Here is a 22,543-nt window from a genome sequence, read left to right on the forward strand (position 1 = left end):
TCGGCGGTTGACCTTGCTGATATTCGCGAGTTGGTTATCGCATTACTTGTTTGCGCCTTTGGAGCCTTACCTCAGTCTATGTGCGCGAATTTACATCGCTTAACGCCCTCGAGGGTTGCTCTCACCGCTGCCGCCAGTCTTACTCATTCAAGTTGTTTAAACTCTTAACTTCTCTTCGTTTCTATCCTATATGTTGGCTCTTCGGGTCAAAGCGTTGGGCAATATCCCAGATGTAACCGAGTAACTCCCTGGCGATAGCTGTTACCACTTTGTTGTATTCTTTACCGCGATGTTTGAGCTGGGCGAAGCGTCGACATAATCGAAGCTGAGCCTCCCATGAACGCTGTTGTAGTTTTATTGATTGGTCTTGCTGGCGTATCAGTAACTCTCGCGAAACTTTGGGTGGAAAGCGGTAAGCCCAAGCCGCTTCTATCAGTATTCGCCGAGCATGAGTATTTCCACACTTGGTAATACCGCCTTGCTTTTGTCTGTTCCCACTGGAGTACTCCGAGGGCGTTAAGCCCACAAAATTCATCAGTGAACGCGGGTTAGCAAAACGGCGCATGTCTCCGAGTTCGGCTACAAGAGTAATGGCCGATAAGAAGCGTATGCCACGCAATACCGTTAAGTATTGCACTAGCGGATACCAAGACCAATCTTGGGCAATTATCTGTAGCTCTTGCTCAAGATGCTGAAGCCGCTCATAGCGCTCGGTAACAATGTTGATGTAGTGCTGAAAGGTGAGCTTCTTGGCAGGCTCTAAGAAGTGAATATCTGCCAAGTGCCGCTTGTAGGCTTCATTCCAGACTTGCCGACCTGTGCAAGGATGACCATTGCGTAACAAGAACAGCTTTAAACGTTGCCGCGCTTGGCGACAATCAAGCATGGCATCTTCTCGACAGCGGATTAAGTCGCGCACTGCTTCGTCATCAGCGTTGGGCACATGGATAGAGTGAATCAATCCAGCTCGCGCCATTCTCGCTAATGCGATGGCATCACGCCTATCTGTTTTGACTTTATCACCCGGCGCTTTAGGGATAAGGGCGGGAGCCACTACCCAGCATTCAATACCGTGTTTCGCTAAATGACGATATAGCCAAAATCAGCACGGCCCAGCTTCATAAACTAAACAGAGATGGGTAGCCAAGCCTTTGTATTTTTTGATAAGTTTGTTGATAGAACGAATATTGGTGGGGATGGTGCCATGGAACACAGGCTCATCTCTCGAATTATCAACACAATAAGCGACATCTGTGGTCTCCTTGTGAACATCTAGTCCAATGAAAAACGTGCTAGATTTAGACATGTCGATCTCCTGTTCTGTTAAGACTTGCATCTAACAGTGTGGCTCTAGTTTGACTAACCCACGATAAACGCAGGAGGTCGGCACTTTCGCCGGGGATCATTATGTCTAGATGTTTCAAAATACCGAAGTATCGCTAACAGAAATAGCTGGATATAAAGGTATCATAAGGAAAAAGTAAGCGGAGAAGTGGATTGAAAAATATACTCAATAAACCTTTTACCATCTTTTTTTTATTTTTAGTAATGTCATTAATAATAATGATTGTTGTTAACGCGCTTAAAGTCGAAGATGAAAAATTAAATGACAGTTATAAAGTAGAAATAAGGGATAAAGATACACTAATTGTTTTATTGCATGCATACAATTTGGACAGTAAAAGTCTTGATGACGTTCGTAAAACAATTGAGAGTACCGATGCGTTCAAAGGTGCTGACTTTCTAATTCCAGATTTACCTTTCGATAAATTTTCGATGGCGGACTCGAGCAAGGTAACACTCGATATATTGCAGGCAATTGATATCGCATGGAGCAATCGTAAGAAAATTAACAGGCCTTACCAACGGATAATTTTTGTTGGTCATAGTATTGGAGCACTGTATGCGCGAAAAGTATATGTTGTAGCTTCTGGTGAAAATGCAGATACCAAGTTTGAAAAACACCTACGAGAGCTGAGTCTAACTCATGAATATTCAGTTACAGAGGCACGGCCATGGGTAAATAGAGTAGATCGAATCATTCTGCTGGCTGGAATGAATCGAGGCTGGACTATCTCACATCATATGTCTATTTCACGTGCAATATCGATGCAGGCAGGTGTTTTCCTAGGTTATATTTTAGAGTGGGTGTATGACCGACCACCTATTATTTTCACAATACGTCGCGGCTCCCCCTTCATTACCCAGTTGCGTCTTCAGTGGCTTTCGATGAAAAATCACACTGAAGATAAAGGTGTGGGTAACGCAGTAACAGTGCAGATGTTAGGCACTATAGATGATTTAGTATCACCTGAAGATAATATCGATTTAATTACCGGCGCAGATTTCTCGTATCTAGAAGTTCCTGTATCTGGTCATAAAAATGTAATAGAGATGGACGACTCTGACTTTGGTAAAAAACGCCAAGAAGTATTAAGAAAGGCATTATTTATTGAGGGAAATTCTAAACCAAAATCAGCTGATGAAGAAAAAGTCACTGATATGATTTTCGTAATTCATGGTATACGTGATGAGGGATATTGGACTTCAAAAATAGCACAAAGAGTTCGGTTACTAGCGAAATCAGGTAAATATCATATAGAAACAGAAACATCAAGCTACGGTTACTTTTCTATGCTTTCTTTTCTTATGCCTGGGGCTAGACAGGAAAAAGTACAATGGTTTATGGATAAATATACAGAAGCAAAGGCAAAGTACCCTGATGCTAACTTTCATTTTATCGGACATAGCCATGGCACTTACCTTTTAGCAAAAGCGATTGAAGATTATGACTCCGTTAAGTTTAAGAATGTGTTTTTCGCAGGGAGTGTTGTCCATCAAGATTATCAGTGGACAAAATATATCCCTGACAGAATTGAGCACGTATATAATTTTGAAGCGACAGCTGACTGGGTTGTTGCGTTCTTTCCAAAAGCTCTGCAGAGTATTGGAATACAAAATCTAGGTAGTGCTGGCCACGATGGCTTTAAAGATTCTGAGGTATTAGTAAAAAACGTGAGAAATCATACATACATTACTGGTGGTCACTCCGCAGCAATTCAGGAAGCTATGTGGGATTCCATAGCACAATTTGTGCTAACAGGTGATTTTGTTATACCTCCTGAAACAATAGTCTCTAGCAATCAAAATAAATTCGTGTCATGGCCTGCGAAAATAGCACCCATGTTATGGGTGGCAGGCATTGCTTTACTTCTCTGGATATTATATTTTTTATTTAAACTCAATGTACGAGAATGGAAAAAAACGTTAATTATCACTGCATATCTTTTCGTTATTTGGATTATTTTGACAGAGGTATAATTAACAATTTGATATAAATAAATGGCAAATTAAACGGAATAAATGGACACCCATAAATTTGACGCTTTAATTTTCCTCTTCTAGGCTTAAATACACTAGAAGGGGAATGGCTATGACTCGCGCCCGTGAACAGCAAATTTGTTTAGACAGCACGCCTTATTACCACTGCATTTGTCGCTGTGTTCGACGCGCCTATTTGTGTGGTGAAGACAGGGTAACAGGTACGAGCTTTGAGCATCGCAAGCAATGGATAGTGGATAAATTCACCCAACTCGCCCAAGTATTCTCGGTTGAGGTGTGTGCCTATTCGGTAATGAGCAATCACTACCATTTGGTATTGCGGGTTAACCAAAAGCAGGCAGAGCAGTGGAGCTATAGAGAAATAAATACTCGCTGGAAGCAGCTGTTCGCAGGCCACAATATGGTAGAGCAATACCTTAACGACCCACAAGCCAAAGATGAAGACCATCCTAAGACGATAGAAAAGCTAGAAGACTGGCGTAAACGYTTATTTGATATCTCTTGGTTTATGCGTTGCCTAAACGAACACATTGCCCGCCAAGCGAATAAAGAAGARCAATGCAAAGGCCGTTTTTGGGAAGGGCGYTTTAAATCCCAAGCCTTATTAGATGAAGCCGCAGTATTAGCCTGTATGGCTTATGTGGATTTAAACCCTGTGCGCGCCCAAATGGCTGATACCCCAGAAGACTCAGACTTTACCAGTGTGCAACTACGCATGCAGGCGCTAAAAGCCGCTAATTCAGAAGAAAACTTACAGCCCTCAACTGTGCTGCCTTTTACTGGCTACAAAGCTCATGGTGAACCCCGCCCCGGTTTACCCTTTAATCTTTACGAGTATTTAGAATTGGTAGACTGGACAGGCCGCTGCGTGCGAGCAGATAAACGTGGGGCGATACCTGACAATGTATTACCGATAATGGCTCGGCTTAACATTCATCAGCAAGACTAGTTAAGCATAGTCAAAAACTTTAATCGGCACTTTATTAGCGCAGCCGGCTCAAATAAACATCTGCAACAACACGCTAGCCAAACTGGGCGGCGATGGTGTGCCACGCATAGTCAGTTACAACTCTGCGACACCTAGCTTAACTTACCAAAAACCTACTAAGGTAACTCTTAAACACCATTAAGGGATTAGCAGTGGCTGCTTTTCGTCATGGTAAGCCCCACTACCTTATTGCATGTTTCTTTCGTTGCTTTGCGTCTCAAAAATTCCCACTGGCAGCCGATCATCTCATGCAGCGCGGCAACAATCGTCAGGTCACTTTTGCAATAGAAGAGGCTAATACAGTGAGTTAATTCTTCTCTGCCCCTTTTACTATTTCCGCTAAACAAAAAAACAGAGTGTAGAAAATGTGAGCAAGCATACACAACGTAGAGTGCTTACTTTTATTTTATTTAGACTTGCCTATTATGTATTACAATATTGCATAAAAGAGGCTTAAGGATGATTACAAAACACGTTGTGACAGGTGCTTTACTACTGTCTTTACCGATTGCTGCTTTAGCTAACAATGGGGTGTCTTACCCTGTACCGGCAGATAAATTTGATATGCGTAATTGGAAAATTACCATCCCTTCAGACATCAATGAAGACGGCAGAGTGGATGAGATTGAAGGTGTAGCGATGATGAGCTTCTCGCACAATGACTTCTTCTTCTTAGATGCCGATGGCAACATGGTTTTTGAGGTGCATAACAAAGCAATTACCACTAAAAACTCGAAAAATGCGCGTTCTGAACTTCGCCAAATGCCGCGTGGTGCATTGTTTCATATTGATACCGCAGATAAGCTCAATCAATGGGCACTTACTAGTCACCCGGAAGCTGAAAGCTACAGTGCTGTAGGTGGCAGCTTAGAGGCAAGCCTAAAAGTAAATCATGTTTCTCTAAATGCTAAACATTCAGAAAAAGGGCCGGCTCACTCTGTCGTGGTTGGCCAAATTCACGCTAAAAAGCATAATGAAATTATTAAAGCTAAAACTGGCTTTGGTCATGGGAATGAACCACTTAAGATATTCTTTAAAAAATTGCCAGGTCATGAATATGGTTCGGTATTTTGGAACTACGAGCGTAACTTAGCTAAAAAAGATCCAAACCGTATGGATATCTCACTGCCTGTTTGGGGTAACACTTGGGAAAATCAAACCGACCCCGGTGAAGCGGGTATCGCCTTAGGTGAAGAGTTTAGCTACAAGGTCGTTGTTGAGGGCACTATGATGCACTTAACTTTTGAAACTGCTCGCCACAAGCCAGTCACTTACGATATTGACCTAAGCAAAGGCTATGATGAGAAAGATTTTCCACGTGGTTATGCTGAAGATGATTTCTACTTCAAAGCAGGCGCTTATGGCCAATGTAGCGTACAAGACTCTCATCCAGTATGGGGAACCGGTTGTGCGGGTACTGGCGATTTCGCAGTTGATAAGAAAAACGGCGATTACAATAGCGTTACTTTTTCTAAGCTTAAGCTAAACGGCAAATAAAATGGGTAGAGCTTGAGGCCCCCACGGACTTATTCATGTTTTCCAGCCTCATTTTAATGGGGCTTAAACATCAAGCATAAAAGGGGTCAGAGTCATTTTAAATTGCCTACAGCGAGGTAAGCTTCTTACTTTTTGGGGAATTGAATGGCTCGAAAACTTCGTGTTTCCTATCCCGGAGTAGTGAGCACCTCATTCCATGTAGCTGTTTATGCTTTGGTATTGATGACAAATCACTTGCGCCTTCTTTGCCCACTCTCTACCACCAGTATTTCACAAATGATGTAGGCCTTGGGGCGCGTGTAGGTGCTTTTTTAAACTGCCTTTACTAGCGCTAGCACCTTGTTGGCGGGCCGTTTTAAGTCTTACATTATTGAGTGTGAGCAGTATTTCATGCAGGTGAGTAGGTATATTGAATTCCATCCAGTTAGGGCCAATATGGAGGATGGTCCTACTAACTATTCTTGGTCTAGTTATCAATGTAATGGTTTAGGAAAACTCAGCGTTTTACACCAGCCACACAATTTATGCCTTAACCTAGGAAACACCTCAGTAAAACCGTGCAGACGAGATGGGTGGCGAAAAGGTGCAGTGAGTTAATTTCTCTATTTTTCTATTTATTGCTTGTTAGCACTCCTTGATGACTCGAGTTTTTAATGGCGTTTCTATCCTTAGTTTATAAATATATGATTTTAATCAACAATTTTATTGCGCTTTTTGTCATTTTTGAGTCTTGGTGTGTATAATCTACCCGCTAATATTTGTAGCTTACAGCCTGTAAGTGCAACTGCTTATTGATGAAAGATGATTAGGGATGATCTATGAAAAAACTATCGTTATGGGGTTTTGCTGTTTGGAGTGTTGTGATTGCTTTCGCAAACACTGCCACAGCAGCAACCGCAGGTAATCGATATATGGGCGGAGTGCCTATTCAGATAGCCGAAAATGTTAACTTTAATTTTAATATTGCAAGCCAAGGTAATCGTAATGCCACGGTTTGGTACACCAACAATATTGCGATTGCAGTTGAAGGGCGAAACACTAGCAATTATGACCGAGCCACGATGGAGCAAGTTGTTGGTTTAATGGAAGCGGTAAAGGGCTCATTTGAAGAGTTTACCGGTGTTACGAACTTGCCGCTTAATGGCGGGTATCAAAACATTCCAACCATTCAAGTACCCGCTGATAACAATGGCTCTGGTGGTTTAGCTGGCCATGGTTACTTTGGGTTATCGGTTGGACGTGCAATGTTTGATGATTTTTACAATCGGATAAGAAGTGGCAACATTAGTATCGATCAAGTTTGGTTGTACGAGATGAACCGCAACTACTTCTTAAGTCGTTGGAATGATCACATAGACTGGGCTATGAGTGGCGACAGCAGTAACTGGGGGTGGTGGACTGTTGGTTTCAATAATGCTTCAGTTATTTGGATTCTGGAAGACCTTGGTATTGAACTGAATTACTTTGGACAAAACTTAAACCAGTTCCGCAATGGTATGCTTAATAACTACACGACGTATGTAGGTAACACTAATTATACTTTCGATAATGCTTGGACTGTTCATTTAATGCCATGGAACCAGCGAGGTTCTGTAAACGATTTGATGACAGGTTCTCTAATCACTTGGTATGAACAGTTTGGTGGCAAGCCTTTTATTCAGCGTTTGTACCGTGAAATTTTTAACACACCTAAGCTAAATGGTCGTTTTGACTATCCAGGTGCGCGTGATAATTGGTACCGTTTGGTTAGCCGTGCCGCCGGTGAAGATAAGGCGTCTTACTTTGAAAACACATTGCGCTGGCAGCTTTCGCAAGGCGCAAAAAATGAAATATACGATGAATTAGGCGATCCAGGAAATGGCGGCGGAACTGACCCAGGTAACGGCGGTGGAACCGATCCTGGTAACGGTGGTGGTGAGACTCCGGTGGGTAACGTCGTTTCAAACCCTAGTTTTGAAAATGGTATTAGCCCATGGTTTGGTCAGTATGACTCTAGCGTATCTCGCTATAGCCAAGGTGCCGAGGGCAATTACAGCATTCGCTCTCACAATCGCCCTTATTACTATTCAGGCCCTGCCATTACGCTAACCAGTGAGCTAAAAGCTGGTGAGCAATATAACGTAAGCGGTTTGGTTAAACTGGCGGGTAGCGGCAGTGATAAGGCTAGGTTGTTGCTTGGCATTGAAGATCAAAATGGTTTCCGTTTCGAGTATATCGGTAGTAACGGCACGATGAATAGCAGCAGTTGGACTGAGTACGGTGGTGTACTAGATCTGCGCAACAGCTCATACATTAAAAGTGCTTACCTAATGTTCTATGGTCCTGCAGCGGGAAGAGAGTTTTACTTAGACAATGTCTCGGTAGTTGATGTTAACTATGATGGCGGTGAGACAGACCCTACAGATCCTATTATTCCAACCGATCCGCCAACTGACCCGGTTGAAGAGATAATTCAAAATGGTGATTTTGAATTAGCAAATACAACGGGATGGAATGGTTATCAAGGCTCTTCGGTTAAATTATCTGATACAGCTTATAGTGGGAATTATGCACTACAAAGCTTCAATCGTACCGAATGGTTCCATGGCCCACATCAGGTGCTTAATGGTAAGTTAACAGCTGGTAAGCGTTATAACTTAAGTGCTCAGTTACGTATGCTAACTCGTTCAGATAACATCGATGCGCGCATATTATATCGTGATGGCAGTGGTTGGCACTGGCAAACCTTAGGCAGTATTAGTGCATCGACAAGTAGTTGGAATGAGCTAAACGTTGAGTTTGCCTTTAGCCCAACGGGTACAGTTTCAACGATTGAACTGTTCTTCTTTGGTCCTCAAGCAGGCCGAGAGTTCCTTGTAGATACAGTCGTGCTTACAGAGCAATAATAGGTTTAGTGACTTAATCGGTCTAAAGCCTCACTGTTTATCAACAACACTAAAGATAGACTCTAAAAGAGCCACTGTTACTTAGTAACGGTGGCTTTATTATTTGCTGTGAATAAAGGCGTTGAGCCTTAGTCAAATTAGAATGCTTTTGGGGTTTATGAATGGATGTGATCATCAAACAGGTCGTAGCTTTTCAGTAATCAATAGCCCTCGCAACAGTAATTCACTTAGTCATCTAGCCCTTTTCTCGATTTATCTGAAGCTTAGCTGTGCACTGTTAGGCCGATTTGTATTTCATTGTTATTGATCGACAGTTAGAATATTCGCGTTATAGTTTTTTTCTCTAGCGGATGAAATTTTAGTGATGCAAACGCACCCAGTGACGGCGAGCCAATCTGTTTCGCCTCAAGTCGCCGTAGTAGGTGGTGGAATTGCCGGTAGCGCAGCAGCCCTTAAGCTGGCTGAGCTTGGCGCCAAGGTTAGCCTATTTGAAGCTGGCCCTAGCTTAGTGAATGGTCCGCCAGCTTGTCATTTACATGCTGGTGGTAACCTGTATCGAGAAATCTCTGATGAGCAGTGCCTTAAGCTGCTTGAGCAATCTATTCATACCTTGCGAGTATTTCCGCATGCGGTTAATCAGCGCCCTACGGTAATTAGTGTGCCGCTTAACGACCCCGGCGAGCCAGAAGCTTTGTTGCCTCGTTTGCGCAAAGTACAAGCGCATTATGCCAAACTTATAGAGCAAGATTCTGCCAATCAAAAGCTTGGCCCAGCCAATGACTACTATCGCCTATATAGCCGTGAGCAGTTAGAGCAATTGGCCAAGCATGATATCGTTTCTCAGCCACAAACCCCTGATGAGTGGATGATTCCGGTTGCCAAACATTTAGATCTATCGGCCTTTAAGTTTCCTTTTGTGCAAGTGCAAGAATATGGCTTAAGCCTATTACGCATTGCCGCTAGCGTAAAATTGGCCAGTGAGCGCTTGGCCAACTGCCAAGTATTTACTCACTCTAGGGTGACACACATTGAACTCTTGCAGGGCACTACGCCGCGTTGGCGGGTGGATTATAGCAACCAGCGAGGTAGCCACAGCGTAGAGGTGGATTACCTGATTAACGCTTGCGGTTATCGCAGTGGCAGCATTGATGATATGGCCAAACTAAGCCGTAGCCGGATGGTGGAGTTTAAAGCCGCCTATTTGGCCAATTGGCCTAGCCAGCAAGGGCGTTGGCCAGAACTAATTGTGCATGGTGAGCGTGGCACGCCAAACGGCATGGCGCAGCTTACTCCCTACCCAGATGGTTTATTTCAACTGCACGGTATGACCGACACAGTTACCCTGTTCAAGGGAGGCTTGGTAAGTTCTAGCCAGAGTAGCGCCCAGCCTGAGCTAAACCCAACTTTAAGCCGTAAGTTAACTCAAGGTTGGCAAAGCGAAGAGGTAGAGCAGCGCACCGCCGAGGCGGTAAAACATATGTCGCGTTACCTGCCTAGTTTTAGTAATGCTGAAGTTGCTGGCAGGCCTTTGTTTGGTGCTCAACAAATTCCCGGCAGTGACCCAAGTTTGCGGGCAGCCAGTGTATCCTTTGATAAAGCGCATTATGCCCGCACTGAAATTGTAAAATTTTCTTCGGCCCTGAGTGCTGCCGAGCAGATTATTGAGAACATACGTGAGCTGGGCCTACTTAGCCCGGCTGCTTGCGGCGATCTTAATACCCTACAGAGCACACAAGGCTTAGCGTATCAGCAGGTATTAAACTTAGCGGAGCAGCTAGCTGAACAACGTAATTATCCACTGTCTTTGGCGCGTTAAGCGCTAAGATAAACGTAGGCAAAGGCTAGCAGTGCTAGCCTTTTTTATAAGGAGTAACTATGTCTATTCAACATTTTGAGAGCAAAGCGCGAATGAGCCGTGCGGTGGTGCATAACAACACCGTTTACCTATGTGGCCAAGTAGCAAAAGACACCACCCAAGGCATTGCCGATCAAACCCGCACCACCATTGAGAAAGTAGAAGAATTATTGGCAACGGTGGGCTCCGACAAGTCTAAATTACTTAGCGTGACGATTTACGTACGCACCATGGATGATTTTGCCGAAATGAATAAAGTGTGGGATGCCTGGGTAGCCGATGTAACGCCGCCAGCACGGGCTTGTGTGCAAGCGCATATGGCGCGAGAAGAGATACTGGTTGAAATGTCGGTAACCGCAGCGGTGTAAATGTAAGTTGACCTATGCCTGCTTCGGGATTTACGTGGGCAAGTTCAACAGCAGGTGAAATACGTTTGCCTGTTAGTACATCTTTCCCTACATAATGGTTTGCCAAGTCAATTATTACATAAGTGACTAGCTGGCTTAATCAAAGTGAAAGGCTGTGTTTTGAGGGGGCTTAACGTGATAATTGGTATTAATAATGGCGACCTAGGTCGCCATTATTATGTAGTCCTTATTTGTTGAGGTTAACGTTTGCTAAAGGTTACGTCATCAACATAAAAGGGAGTAGTAGGGGTTCTAGAGTTTTCACCAAGAATGTAAAGTTCGGCTTTGGTAATTGAGCCTTGAGCTGCAGATAAAGGCACACTACCTTTCATCTGAGTCCAGTTGTTACCTACATTCACTTTAATTGAATCCGACCACTGACTTACGCCACCAGCAGTGTAGTAAATCAACATTTGTAACTCAGCTGAACCTGAATTCATACGTATCCACGCACTAAAATCGTAAGTGCCCCCAGAGGTGATACGATTGGTGATATTTTGCATCGCTCCGTCGTACCAGTTGGTGCGTTGGCGTACTTTTAAGCTATAGCTACCACTGTGGCTGGTGGTTGAACTTCGGATGTCTCCATAATAGCCGCCTTGCCAATACTGTACGTTACCCGATTCAAAATCACCGTTTTCAATAAGGTTAGCTTCACCATTACCGCCGCCATTGCCTGGGTTACCAGGGGTGCTTGTTTCCATTTGAACATATACGGCTTCTGAAGCTTCACCTAGCGTGCCACAGCTATTAATGCCAATTACTCGGGCATTAGATACGGGCTCCGTTACATTTGTAATGTTGGCTGTTGTAGAAGACGTTTTAGTAAAGTTACTCCATGATGAGGCGTCTGAATCCCAGTGTTGAACTTGGTAACTTTCAGAATTTGCAGCAGGTGCCCAAGTCAGTGTGTAACTGTTTGACGTAACCTTGCTTGCTACTGGTTTAGCGGGAGCTGCAGGAATATCACATTGATCGCCAGGGCCTGTGTCTGCACTAAGTTCAACGCTTATCCATTGAGATGCCGTACTTTGGGTTCCACAGGCTTTTTTTGCAATTACTCGGTAGTACGAGGTTTGGGCCGTTACTCCGGTTACATTAATGCTTGCGCCAGTTACTTCTTGCTTATTTATCCAAGTACTGTTTGACCCATTCCAGAGTTGTACTTGGTAAGAGTCGGCACCATTTACAGCGGTCCAGCTTAATGTGAAAGATGAGTTAGTCACATTGCTGGCAACCGGTTTATTGGGTGTTGTTAAGCTAGTACATTCGCCAGGGCCGCCTGTTCCGGGGTTACCGATATCAACTTTTAGTTGAGTGGTCAGTGTTGTTGATGCTGCACTTTGTTTACCGCAATCACTTTTAGCAATTACGCGAGCGTAGGCTTCATCACCTTGTTCACCGCTAATGGTTAGCGAGGTACTGCTAGTTGATTGATAATTTACCCAGTTAGATGTGCTAGCGGCCTTACGCTGCACTTGGTATTCGCTGGCTCCGGTTACGGCACCCCAACTAAGGGTGTAAGATGATACGTCTATGTTGCTAGCAGTAAGCTGGCGGGGGGTAGAGGGAGCGTTACATACTTGTCCGCCACCATTATCACCATCTCCTACGTCAATACCTTGGTCTACCACTGTTGGCATATATCCAGAAAGCTGGTCCGCGACAGAATTAACCGCGTAGGCAGCATCGGCACTATCTTCGTTTGCGTGAGCAGAGCCGCATGGCGAGCCACCCGGGCACGTTTGCTCTGGGTTAGAAAAACGGTTTACTCGAGTTGTAATGCCAAAATAGGTAGGGTAGCTCATCAGCGTGGCAAATTGATAATCTACGCCATGACCTAAGCCGAAATCGTACGCCACCCCTACACCACTTTGTCTACGAGAATGGTACAAACCCATGTTATGCCCAAGCTCGTGAGCAAAAGTCATTGCTCCACATGGGTAGTTGGCAACAATAGAAAAGACTTCATTTCTTGAGTTTTCTAAGCGGCCCTTTCCATTGCCAAAGGGTAAATCCGCTTTACCACAAATCCCGTTACCGAATACGGAAACATAGCTGACTAAATCTGCACCGTATTTAGCGCGCATACTGCGTACTTCGCTGTTATTTTGGAAGGTGTAAAAAGAGCTTTGTGTTGCTTTTTCACCACCTTCAAAATTGAATTCTTGTAAGTGAACAAGGCGCAGTTGAATATCTATATTGCTGGTTTTATAGGCATTATTGGCATTGGCCACAAAGTTTTTAACGTAAGCTTCAGCAGATCCTTTTTGAGCGGTTTGTAATTCTTTTGAGTAAAGAATCATTAAATCAACAGTTTCAATGGCATGTACTGTACTCGACACCGCCGCAGCGATAACAGCTAAGGCTAAGCCTGCGCTTATTTGCTTAGCCTTTTTAAATAGAGTTTTCATTTTAAACGGTCCTTGTTTTAACGTAAGAATTGGGTTCTGTTACTCGTCGCCGCTAGTTGGAATAGGTGTTTTCTCTGTGCGAGTTGATACGGTGTCAGGCAGGCTCCAGTCAACCATATGTAAGCCGGAAGTTGATGCCACAATCCATCCTTCACCGAGGTGACCTTGCATTTCGTATACGTCGTTAGGGGTACCAATAATGGCGTACAAGGCAGAACCGCTTACGGTCATGGTTACGGTGTAAGTTAAGCCATCTTCGCCTATTAGTTCACTGGTAATGGTGCGGTCGCCGTCTTTATCTTCAATAATGTCGACAATGTGAGCGTTGTATTCTGCGCCCGTATGGGGAATCTTGATCTCAAGCTTGTCACCTAATACTTTATGTTTTAACGGACCGCCCTGATAGCTTAAATAGCGACGATCGACATCTTGCTGGGCAATGTCTTGATACTGTGCAGGTACACGCTCGATAGTGCTCCAAGTTTCATACGCATCTGGCGCAATTGTGGGTGGCTCGGGTTGTGAAAATACGGTATCTGGTGACGCACTGACTACCGGTATGCTTTGTACTAAAGCTGAAGAAGAAGGCGGCGATGGGGGTGCATCTACTTCGTCTACTGGTGACGCAGGTGGCACTTCGCTATGAGGTTTGGTTTGGCTAATTGGTTGCTCTTGCGATTCGTTGCCTAGTAAGACGATAGCGCTAATAGCCACAGAGAGCACTACACCGCTAACGATGATACTGTGGATTGTTTTCACAATAACTCCTTTTATGTATAAACAAACGGATACACAGACGGGGGTAAATAACTCGCATTTAAAATACTACAAATCTATTTATCCCATCCGTGGAATATTTGGATAGTAACAAAGTTATGATTTTTAAGTAATTATTTATTGATAATAATAGTATTAATGTGTTTTTCCTTAATGCGGTTTTCTTTTCAAAGACAGATTAATACTAAATCGGGGAAGATCGCGCTGTATAAAAAAATTCTCCCGTTAACGAAAAGTTGACTTGTTTCGTTTCATTTAACTTATGTATTTTGTTTAGTATCTTTGCCTATTATTTAAGCCTTATTAGCGTTTTATAGCGTAAGCCATTAATTCAATATAACCCTGGAATCTAGTAGAGCGCTCGCCTTAATCGGTGTTTCTCAGAGTCATGAAATTGGGCTTTAAAAGGTGAAGTGAGAAACAGGTTAAATGCTCGTTCAGCCGCCGCAACAATAACTTTGAGCAACTATAAAGCCACCGTTTATTTGTGTGGCCAAGTAGCAAAAGACACCACCCAAGGTATTGCCGAACAAACCCGTACCACCATAGAAAAAGTAGAAGAACTATTGGCAACAGTGGGCTCCGACAAGTCTAAATTACTTAGCGTGACAATTTACGTACGCACCATGGATGATTTTGCCGAAATGAATAAGGTGTGGGACGCCTGGGTCGCCGATGTAACGCCGCCAGCACGGGCTTGTGTGCAAGCGCATATGGCGCGAGAAGAGATACTGGTGGAAATGTCGGTAACCGCAGCGGTGTAAGTAAAACGGCAGTCTTTAAGGTTGTTTAGGCAAGCACATTGCCTAAGCTAGCGAGTTAATCTGGGCACTGATTAACTCGCCTCATTTCTTTAATTTATTCTATCTAATACCAAGGCAAACTTTTCTGGGATTTGGTTGCGCTCTTTTAAGTTATAGACACTGTTTAACGAACAATTGGCTTTCATGGCAAATACCGAAGGTGGAATACCTTTTTTGCGTAATGCTTTCCAAAACTGCTTTCCATTAAGCGTGCTCATACTCTCTCTTTACCCTCAATTAAGTGTGTGAACTAAGCAATTAGAACGGGAATCTCTGCCAATAAGTTCAATAAGGCTTGGCAAAACTTCCTGCTCAGCTGAGCGTGAATTTCTCATGCGCGGGTATTTAACGAGAATTATATGACAACTTAATTACATCAATATGGTGATTATGTGCTTTGTTAAGTAAGGCCTATTTTTACTAATTTTCTCAAAATGTCATATTTTTGTTTACTTAATCTTAACGATAAAGATAATGAGAACAATTATCATGTGAGTTTTGAAAGGGATGGCAATGCGCTTATTCAAAGTAGTAGTAGGTTCAACAGTATTATTAGCAAACGCATCGTTTGCTGATGTTAAACAAGAGCAAGTAGTAGAGCATTACGCAGACTTGGCTCACGCAGTATTTAGTGATTCGCACAGCAGCGCGTTAAGCTTGCAACAAGCTACTCAGCAGCTGATTGATGCACCTTCAGAAAAAAGTTTATTAGCGGCTAAAGAAGCATGGAAAGTAGCCCGCGTATTCTACCAACAAAGTGAAGTATTCCGTTTTGGTAACCCTATTGTTGACGATTGGGAAGGGCAGTTAAATGCCTGGCCTTTAGATGAAGGTTTAATCGACTACGTAGCCACTGACTACCAATATGAGCTGGGTAACCCTGGCGCTACTGCAAACATTGTGGCTAACACTAGCCTACAAATGGGTGAAGAGAAGCTTGATTTAAGCAACATTACACCAGAGCTATTGGCCTCTTTAAATGAGCTAGCAGGCTCAGAAGCTAACGTTGCTACCGGCTACCACGCCGTAGAGTTTTTATTGTGGGGCCAAGATCTGCACGGCACTAAAGCGGGTGCAGGTGAACGTGCTTACACCGATTTTGCTAAAGGCGATGCCTGTACTAATGGCAACTGTGAGCGCCGCGCTGCTTACCTAGCAGCTGTAACGCAATTGCTGGTTGACGATTTATCTTGGATGAGCAAACAGTGGGCTAAAGGTGGTGAATACCAGCAACAGCTAACTGCCGAACCAAGTGAGCAAGCCTTGCGTCGTATGATGTTTGGCATGGGCAGCTTGTCTTTAGGTGAGTTAGCGGGTGAGCGTATGAAGGTAGCTTTAGAAGCTAACTCAACTGAAGATGAGCACGATTGTTTCAGTGACAATACCCATAACTCTCACTTCTACAATAACCAAGGTATTAGCAACGTTTACTTTGGTAGTTTTGAGCGCTTAGACGGTTCAACTTTAACGGGTCCTAGCTTGGCTGAGTTGGTTGCCCAAAAAGACCCAAGTGTTGCCAAAAACAACAAAAAGATGTTTGAGCAATCTATGGCAGAAACAGCAAAATTGGTAGCGAGCGCGGAGCAACAAGGCGTATACTTCGACCAACTCATTGCTGCTAGCAATAGCGATGGTCACGCACTAATTAACGGCACTATCTTAGCCTTAGTTGAGCAAACCCGTGCTATTGAAGCTAGCGCTAAAGTATTAGGTATCGAGAACCTAAACCCTGATACTGCCGATCACCAGTTCTAATATTTTGTCGGCACAGACAAGGGAGCTTAGGCTCCCTTTTGTGGTTTCTGAAGTCCCATTCTATGGAGAGAGTGAGAGTGAAATTTAAGCTAATAAAAACAATAACTATTACTTTGGCTGTTGCCGCTAGCTCGCTGGTATTCGCCAACCCCAAGAAACCGGGCGGCGATACCACCACTACCCGAATTGACGCCAATGCCTTTTCTTTACCCGCCGCTAACTTAGATTTTGAAGGCCGTTTAAACTTTAGCACCGGTAATAGTTTCTTTCGTAACCCCTGGGTTGTGGCACCAGCCACCACCATTGCGCGAGATGGCTTAGGCCCGCTATTTAATACCAATGGTTGTCAAAACTGTCACTTAAAAGATGGCCGTGGCCATCCTGCACCAGTGGGGGCCAGCAATGCGGTATCTATGTTGGTGCGAATTAGCATTCCAGCCGTGACTAAAGAACAGCAAGCTGTAGAAGCGCAAAATGGCGTTGTGCCAGAGCCAACCTATGGCGGACAAATTCAAGACCAAGCCATTGCTGGCGTTGCACCGGAAGCGCGAGTACGTTTCGCTTATAGCGATAAAACCTTTAGCTTTGCCGACGGCAGTAGCATTGTATTGCGTGACCCAGAGCTGATTGTTGACCAGCTAGGCTATGGTGATATGCACCCCGATACGTTGTTCTCTCCACGTATTGCCACTCCGATGATTGGTTTAGGTTTGCTGGAGAGCATTAGCGCAGCAGATATCTTGGCTAATGCAGACCCTGAAGATAGCAATAATGATGGTATTCGCGGTGTCGCCAACCAAGTGTGGGATGTACAGCTGCAAGCCTTTAACCTTGGCCGATTTGGTTGGAAAGCTGGGCAACCTAATTTAATGCAACAAAACGCCGCTGCCTTTAATGGTGACATTGGTATCACCAGTTTAATGTTCACTAAAGATCACTGTACTGCAGCGCAGCAAGACTGTTTAAGCGCAACCTCTGGCGTTGACCCAGATGGCTCAGAGGTCAGCGATAAACTGCTTGGCTTTGTAGAGTTTTATACTCGGCATTTAGCAGTGCCTAAGCGACGGATTGACGATGCTGAGCAAGTGGAACTGGGTGATAAACTGTTTAGCCAAGTAAGTTGTGATAGTTGCCATAAACGCAGCTTTACCACGGCAAAGCGTGAAGGCTTACCAGCATTAAGTGAACAAGTTATTTACCCCTACACCGACATGCTACTGCATGACATGGGCCCAGAACTTGCCGATGGCCGCAGCGAATACTTAGCTAATGGCCAGCAGTGGCGCACCCCACCGCTTTGGGGAGTAGGGCTTACCGAAACAGTAGTTGGTCATAGCCAATTGCTACATGACGGGCGCGCACGTAATGTCACCGAGGCAATTGTGTGGCATGGTGGCGAAGCCGAGCCAGCCAAACAAGCCTTTGCTAATTTAAGTAACGCTCAGCGAGATGCGCTGGTGGCTTTTGTTAATTCATTGTAAGGACAAGGTATGAACAAGCAGTTTTTGCGCGGCCTAACCATGGGCGTGCTAAGCGTAATGGGCTTAAGCTGCGCTAGCGCTAATGTCTCTCAAACTCAGTGGTTAGATCAAGAGAAGCAAACCATTGCCAATACCAGTACCCAGTTGCTGGAGCAGGCGCGCAATTACCAGCAACAGATAGAGAGCTATTGTGCAAAACCAAGCTCAGAAGCCCTGCTAACGAGCCAGCGTTTATGGCAGCAAAACTATTTAGCCTATTTGCCGCTGCAATCTAGCGCATTGGGTCCCTTGGTTGATCTTAAGCTTAACTGGGCGATTAGTTATTGGCCTGATAAAAAGGACACAACGGGTCGTAAAGTTAAAGCGGCTTTGTCTAACGCACCCATGCCTTTAAGCGATACCCACAGTAACTTGCGAGTGCAAGAATACCTGTTGTTTGAAAGCCTAAGCGATCAGCAGCGTTGTTCATTATTGCCCGGTGCAGTGAGCCGTTATGTGAGTGCCACCGAGCAAGTGAGTAGCGGGCTACAAAGCGCTGAACTGGAAAAGCTGAAAGTAGAGCAGCTTCGCAGCGATGTACTAAATAGCTACCGACTGCAAACCAGTATTATGCTGCGTAAGTACCGCGCCATGTATTCTGCCAAGCATTCACGTTTGCGCCCTTATCAAGGAGAGGCGTGGCGCGCTAATATTAGCGCGCAGTTATTGGCAGAGCAGCTGAGCCTATTACAAGCGCGTTACCAACAAGGTTTAGCGCCCTTTTTAGCCAGTGAAGACAGCAAGTTAGCAAAGCAAGTGAGTGAGCAATTTGCAGCCTTAATTCCACTAATGCCAAGCCAAGAACCCAGTGATGAAAAAGCTAAACTGGCGGTTTGGCAGCAAGCAGAACCGCATTTAGCCAAGCTAGATAGTTTGTTTGCCAACCAAATTCCTCAAGCGCTTTCTATAGAGTTAGGCTTTAACAATAACGATGGCGACTGAGTTTACTCGCAGGCAAGCTTTGTTGCAGCTGCTGGGTTTAAGCGCTGCCGCGGGTTGCCTAAGCTTACCTAGCTTAGCTAAAGGCTTGGATTTGGCGGAAGAGTTAAGCCAAGCCAACAGCGCCTTGCTTATTGGCTGTGCCAAGCAAGCTGGTAAGCACTATGTGGCCGCGATGAATATGCAGGGTGAATTACGTTATCAAATCGCTTTGCCTGCTCGTGGTCATCATGTAGCTTTAGCTAACGCTAACAAGGGCGTAGCAGCTTGCGTTGCGCGTCGACCTGGCCAATACATTGTGTTGTTTGCAGCAGAAACTGGCCAAATTATTCAGCAGCTTTCTCCACCAAAAAACATGCATTTTTACGGGCATGCCGCCTTCTCCGAAGATGCTTCTTTACTATATGTTACAGCAGGAATTAGCGCTACTAGCGAAGGAATGGTGCTGGTCTATCGTAAGCTCGAGGCGCAGTGGCAGTTAAGCGAGCAATGGCCGTTGGGGGGCTTGGGGCCTCATCAATTGCTAGTATTGCCTCAGCAGCGTTTGGCAATTGCAGTTGGCGGTATTCATACTCAAGGGCGAGAAAAACGTAACTTAGAGACCATGCAGCCGGCTTTGTTGTATCTAGATAGCCGTAACGGCAATTTGTTACAGCGCCGCGAGTTAAGTAATCCGCAATTAAGCATTCGCCATTTAAGTTATTCCGAGGTGAGCGATACGCTTTGGTTGGCCTGCCAAGGTCAAAACCCCGAACAAGAAATTACCTCGCTGATCTACTCTCACAAAGGTAATGAGCAATGCCAAGCTTTGGAGCTCGACGCTGATTATTGGCCGCTGTTTAATCAATATATTGGCAGTGTGGTAAGTAGCAATGGCAAGCTGATTGCCAGCTCTCCTCGGGGGGCTAAATTGGCGGTATGGTCGGAAAAAACTCGAGAGCTTGAACAGCTTATGCAAATTGATGATGTGTGTGGTTTGGCAGCCGATCAACATTCGTGGTTTGCTTCCACTGGCCAAGGCCAGCTCATCCAGGCAGCTAATCAACTGCTACGAAAGCAAACCCAGTGGCAGTGGGACAATCACTTAAGTGTGCTGCCTTTGTAGATAAGTTGCCGTTGTAGATAGACTTTCGACAAAAAGCCAAGTCTATTACTATTACAGTAAGGCTTGGCTTTTTTGTTCTGGCTACCAAGAGAAGAGCTCTTGATAAAAGCTACGAGCTGTATTGCACTGCGTTGGTGTGTGGGTCGATATAGCGTTGTTTGCTGGTGTGACTATTAAAGTTGGATTGTAAGCCGTGTTCTTCAAAAATCTCTTCTAGTGCTCGGCTCTGCTCTGCATTGGGTTTCTCAAAGCGAATGTGAAGCTGTGAGTTTTCGGTTTCGTCCTTGGTTTGGTCAATCACTTGACCAGCAATATCAAACTGCTTGTTGCTGCCCTTATGTAAATAAGACAGCTTGAGCACAATCGGCTGTTTGCTGTTTAGGTGCATGCTGCCTGGCACCACCAGTTTCACGCCGCCCATACTAATGTCTTTGGTTAGGCCTTGAGCTTGCTGGTGGCCTTGGTTTAAGGAAAAGTGCAGGCCGGTTGGTACGCGAGGGTGATGGCGTTTTTCATCAGCATCCTTGGTGTTAGCCTTAAGTGAGGCTTCGATAGAAAACCGCTGCAATAAATCGGTGACGTTATTGGACACTTTTGCTAATTGACCGGCAACCAGTGATGAGGTTTCTGACTTGTTATGGCTGTCTTCAATAATTCGCTGGAGCTCGGTTTGGGTTTCTTTAAGCATATCTAATTGTTGATTTTGCTGATCAACCTGCTCGTCAATGCTTTGCTGGGCTTGAGCCACCAATTGAATTTTGTCGGTAACTTCTAATATGCCTTGCTCAGTTTGTTTAGAGGTTTCGCGGCTTTGCTCAACTTTTTCTGTTACTTCACCCATGCTGTTTACAACTTGTTGAACCCCTTCGGTTAATTGGGTAATTAATTTGGCTATTTCATTGGTAGAGCTGCCGGTTCTTGCTGCAAGGCTACGTACTTCGTCAGCTACCACTGCAAAGCCTCGGCCTTGCTCACCGGCGCGGGCGGCTTCAATAGCGGCGTTAAGCGCCAACAAGTTGGTTTGCTCTGAAATGGCGCGAATAGCGTCAACAATGCCGTAAACTTGCTCGGCGGTATTGCTTAGGTCTTGAATAAAGCTGCTAGTTTTAACGGTTTCTTCTGAGGTGGTGCTCATCATGGTGATGTTTTCACCCACTAGCTTGGAGGCATTAGTTGATAGCTGATTGCATTGGGTGACCATGGTGAGAGTTTCGGCAGCAATTTCGCTGAGCCTACCGGTAGATTCTTCTAACGCTTGAGAGTTCTCATACATATTGCCGAAGCGCTGTTGTTCGGCGCGGTTAGCTTGGCTAATTTGACTTGAAAGCTCTGATACTTGAGTCGACGATAGGCTAATGCTGCTAGAGGCTTGTTGAATCTCGTTAAGTGCTTCTTGCAAGGATTCACGCATTAACTCGATGTGATGAGCCAGCATGCCTATCTCGTTTTTACTGATTATATTGGTGAGTTCGGAAGACGATCTTAAATCGCCGCGGCTAATTTTGCGGCTAATTGCCACCAGTAGGTTAATTGGTTGAGTGGTGTCTCTTATCACCAGCCATGCGGCTAATGAGGCTAGTAATACCATGATTACTGCGAGGCCAATGCTGTTGTTTACTAGGGTATTTAGCTTGAGCTCGGCGTAGTCGGCATAAAGGAGCACGGCTTTGTTCATTGAAGCCATGCTTTTGTGGTTAATTTCTAAAAAGGCCTTAGCATTGGCACCAGAAGGATCAGCTTCTAGTTTGGCTGCGGCGGCAAGCTGCTGGTTCCATAGCTGTTCAACTTGACTAAGCTGATCAATAAACGGCTGGTGAGTCGGCTTGGGTAAGTTAATTGGCTTTTTGAGGCCTAAGTCGGCGTAGGTTTGACCGCCGCGAATTAGCGCGCTAAGCGATGCTTCGTAGAGCTCTACGGTGTTATCGGCACTAAGAATCGCTGGAAACTGTTGGTCTTGAAGCTGGCTTCGATAAAGCTCTTCTGCCGAGAACTTCTTAGTTAGCATGCGTTGACGGCCAGCAATATTTACAATTTGTGCGTCGTCATGATTCTGCTTTAATGAGCTAGTGACAAGGATAACTTCTCCCATCATCGCGGCTGCAAGCAATAGTGGCAGTACAAACAATTTTTTGCGAATCGACATAGACTTGAGCATGAAAGTCATCCTTGAGTATTAATAACTTAATCAGTATAGAGCATATTGATAGTGTTATTTAATACGACTATTGGCGGATATTGCGCATGCTCACATTAAAC

At 44.7% G+C, this 22,543-nt stretch carries 15 protein-coding genes and 1 pseudogene; 11 read left to right on the forward strand and 5 right to left on the reverse strand.

Annotated features, from left to right (window positions below):
* Positions 1 to 181 precede the first annotated feature (181 nt).
* Positions 182 to 1,087, reverse strand: a pseudogene (locus G6R11_RS00905) (IS110 family transposase); the annotation flags it as partial.
* Positions 1,088 to 1,497: 410 nt separating this feature from the next.
* Here G6R11_RS00905 and G6R11_RS00910 point away from each other — a divergent pair.
* The 6 genes from G6R11_RS00910 to G6R11_RS00935 all read left to right on the forward strand — a co-directional run bounded on the left by G6R11_RS00910 (position 1,498) and on the right by G6R11_RS00935 (position 10,935).
* Positions 1,498 to 3,321, forward strand: a complete 1,824-nt coding sequence (locus tag G6R11_RS00910) for an alpha/beta hydrolase (RefSeq protein WP_163130463.1) — start codon at positions 1,498 to 1,500, stop codon at positions 3,319 to 3,321.
* A 112-nt stretch (positions 3,322 to 3,433) separates the two neighbouring features.
* On the forward strand, positions 3,434 to 4,291 hold the full coding sequence (locus G6R11_RS00915) for a transposase (RefSeq protein ID WP_205472522.1): 858 nt from the start codon (positions 3,434 to 3,436) through the stop codon (positions 4,289 to 4,291).
* Positions 4,292 to 4,789: 498 nt separating this feature from the next.
* Positions 4,790 to 5,827 (forward strand): polysaccharide lyase family 7 protein, encoded by a 1,038-nt coding sequence (locus G6R11_RS00920; protein ID WP_163130466.1) that lies wholly within the window; start codon positions 4,790 to 4,792, stop codon positions 5,825 to 5,827.
* A gap of 818 nt (positions 5,828 to 6,645) precedes the next feature.
* The gene (locus G6R11_RS00925) at positions 6,646 to 8,712 is read left to right on the forward strand and encodes a carbohydrate binding domain-containing protein (protein ID WP_163130469.1); all 2,067 of its coding nucleotides are present in this window, start codon (positions 6,646 to 6,648) and stop codon (positions 8,710 to 8,712) included.
* Positions 8,713 to 9,076: 364 nt separating this feature from the next.
* Positions 9,077 to 10,528 (forward strand): FAD-dependent oxidoreductase, encoded by a 1,452-nt coding sequence (locus G6R11_RS00930; protein WP_163131856.1) that lies wholly within the window; start codon positions 9,077 to 9,079, stop codon positions 10,526 to 10,528.
* Positions 10,529 to 10,587: 59 nt separating this feature from the next.
* Entirely contained in the window at positions 10,588 to 10,935 is a 348-nt protein-coding gene (locus G6R11_RS00935) for a RidA family protein (protein WP_163130472.1), read from the forward strand.
* Positions 10,936 to 11,174: 239 nt separating this feature from the next.
* On the opposite strand, the gene G6R11_RS00940 is transcribed toward G6R11_RS00935, so the two are convergent.
* Positions 11,175 to 13,388 (reverse strand): carbohydrate binding domain-containing protein, encoded by a 2,214-nt coding sequence (locus G6R11_RS00940; RefSeq protein WP_163130475.1) that lies wholly within the window; start codon positions 13,386 to 13,388, stop codon positions 11,175 to 11,177.
* 39 nt (positions 13,389 to 13,427) lie between these two features.
* On the reverse strand, positions 13,428 to 14,147 hold the full coding sequence (locus G6R11_RS00945; protein ID WP_163130478.1) for a hypothetical protein: 720 nt from the start codon (positions 14,145 to 14,147) through the stop codon (positions 13,428 to 13,430).
* Between the two features lie 476 nt (positions 14,148 to 14,623).
* Between G6R11_RS00945 and G6R11_RS00950 the strand changes: the two genes are divergently transcribed.
* Positions 14,624 to 14,929, forward strand: coding sequence for a RidA family protein (locus G6R11_RS00950; protein ID WP_240352370.1), 306 nt, complete (start codon positions 14,624 to 14,626; stop codon positions 14,927 to 14,929).
* Between the two features lie 89 nt (positions 14,930 to 15,018).
* Here the strand turns inward: G6R11_RS00950 and G6R11_RS00955 are convergent, their stop codons facing one another.
* A complete protein-coding gene (locus G6R11_RS00955; RefSeq protein WP_016403909.1) occupies positions 15,019 to 15,186 on the reverse strand; it encodes a hypothetical protein in 168 nt (55 codons plus the stop codon).
* Between the two features lie 295 nt (positions 15,187 to 15,481).
* Between G6R11_RS00955 and G6R11_RS00960 the strand changes: the two genes are divergently transcribed.
* The 4 genes from G6R11_RS00960 (at position 15,482) to G6R11_RS00975 (ending at position 20,287) form a co-directional block, all read left to right on the forward strand.
* Positions 15,482 to 16,723, forward strand: coding sequence for an imelysin family protein (locus tag G6R11_RS00960; RefSeq protein ID WP_205472523.1), 1,242 nt, complete (start codon positions 15,482 to 15,484; stop codon positions 16,721 to 16,723).
* A 77-nt stretch (positions 16,724 to 16,800) separates the two neighbouring features.
* Positions 16,801 to 18,204 carry a di-heme oxidoredictase family protein gene (locus G6R11_RS00965; RefSeq protein WP_240352371.1) on the forward strand — a complete coding sequence of 468 codons (1,404 nt, stop codon included), beginning with the start codon at positions 16,801 to 16,803 and terminating at the stop codon, positions 18,202 to 18,204.
* 9 nt (positions 18,205 to 18,213) lie between these two features.
* Positions 18,214 to 19,185 (forward strand): imelysin family protein, encoded by a 972-nt coding sequence (locus tag G6R11_RS00970; protein WP_163130485.1) that lies wholly within the window; start codon positions 18,214 to 18,216, stop codon positions 19,183 to 19,185.
* The gene (locus G6R11_RS00975) at positions 19,175 to 20,287 is read left to right on the forward strand and encodes a DUF1513 domain-containing protein (protein WP_163130488.1); all 1,113 of its coding nucleotides are present in this window, start codon (positions 19,175 to 19,177) and stop codon (positions 20,285 to 20,287) included. Before G6R11_RS00970 ends, G6R11_RS00975 begins: the two co-directional genes overlap by 11 nt.
* Before the next feature lie 109 nt (positions 20,288 to 20,396).
* On the opposite strand, the gene G6R11_RS00980 is transcribed toward G6R11_RS00975, so the two are convergent.
* A complete protein-coding gene (locus G6R11_RS00980; protein ID WP_163130491.1) occupies positions 20,397 to 22,442 on the reverse strand; it encodes a methyl-accepting chemotaxis protein in 2,046 nt (681 codons plus the stop codon).
* Positions 22,443 to 22,543 lie beyond the last annotated feature (101 nt).

It is taken from the genome of Agarivorans sp. Alg241-V36, from assembly GCF_900537085.1.
Lineage (GTDB): Bacteria > Pseudomonadota > Gammaproteobacteria > Enterobacterales > Celerinatantimonadaceae > Agarivorans.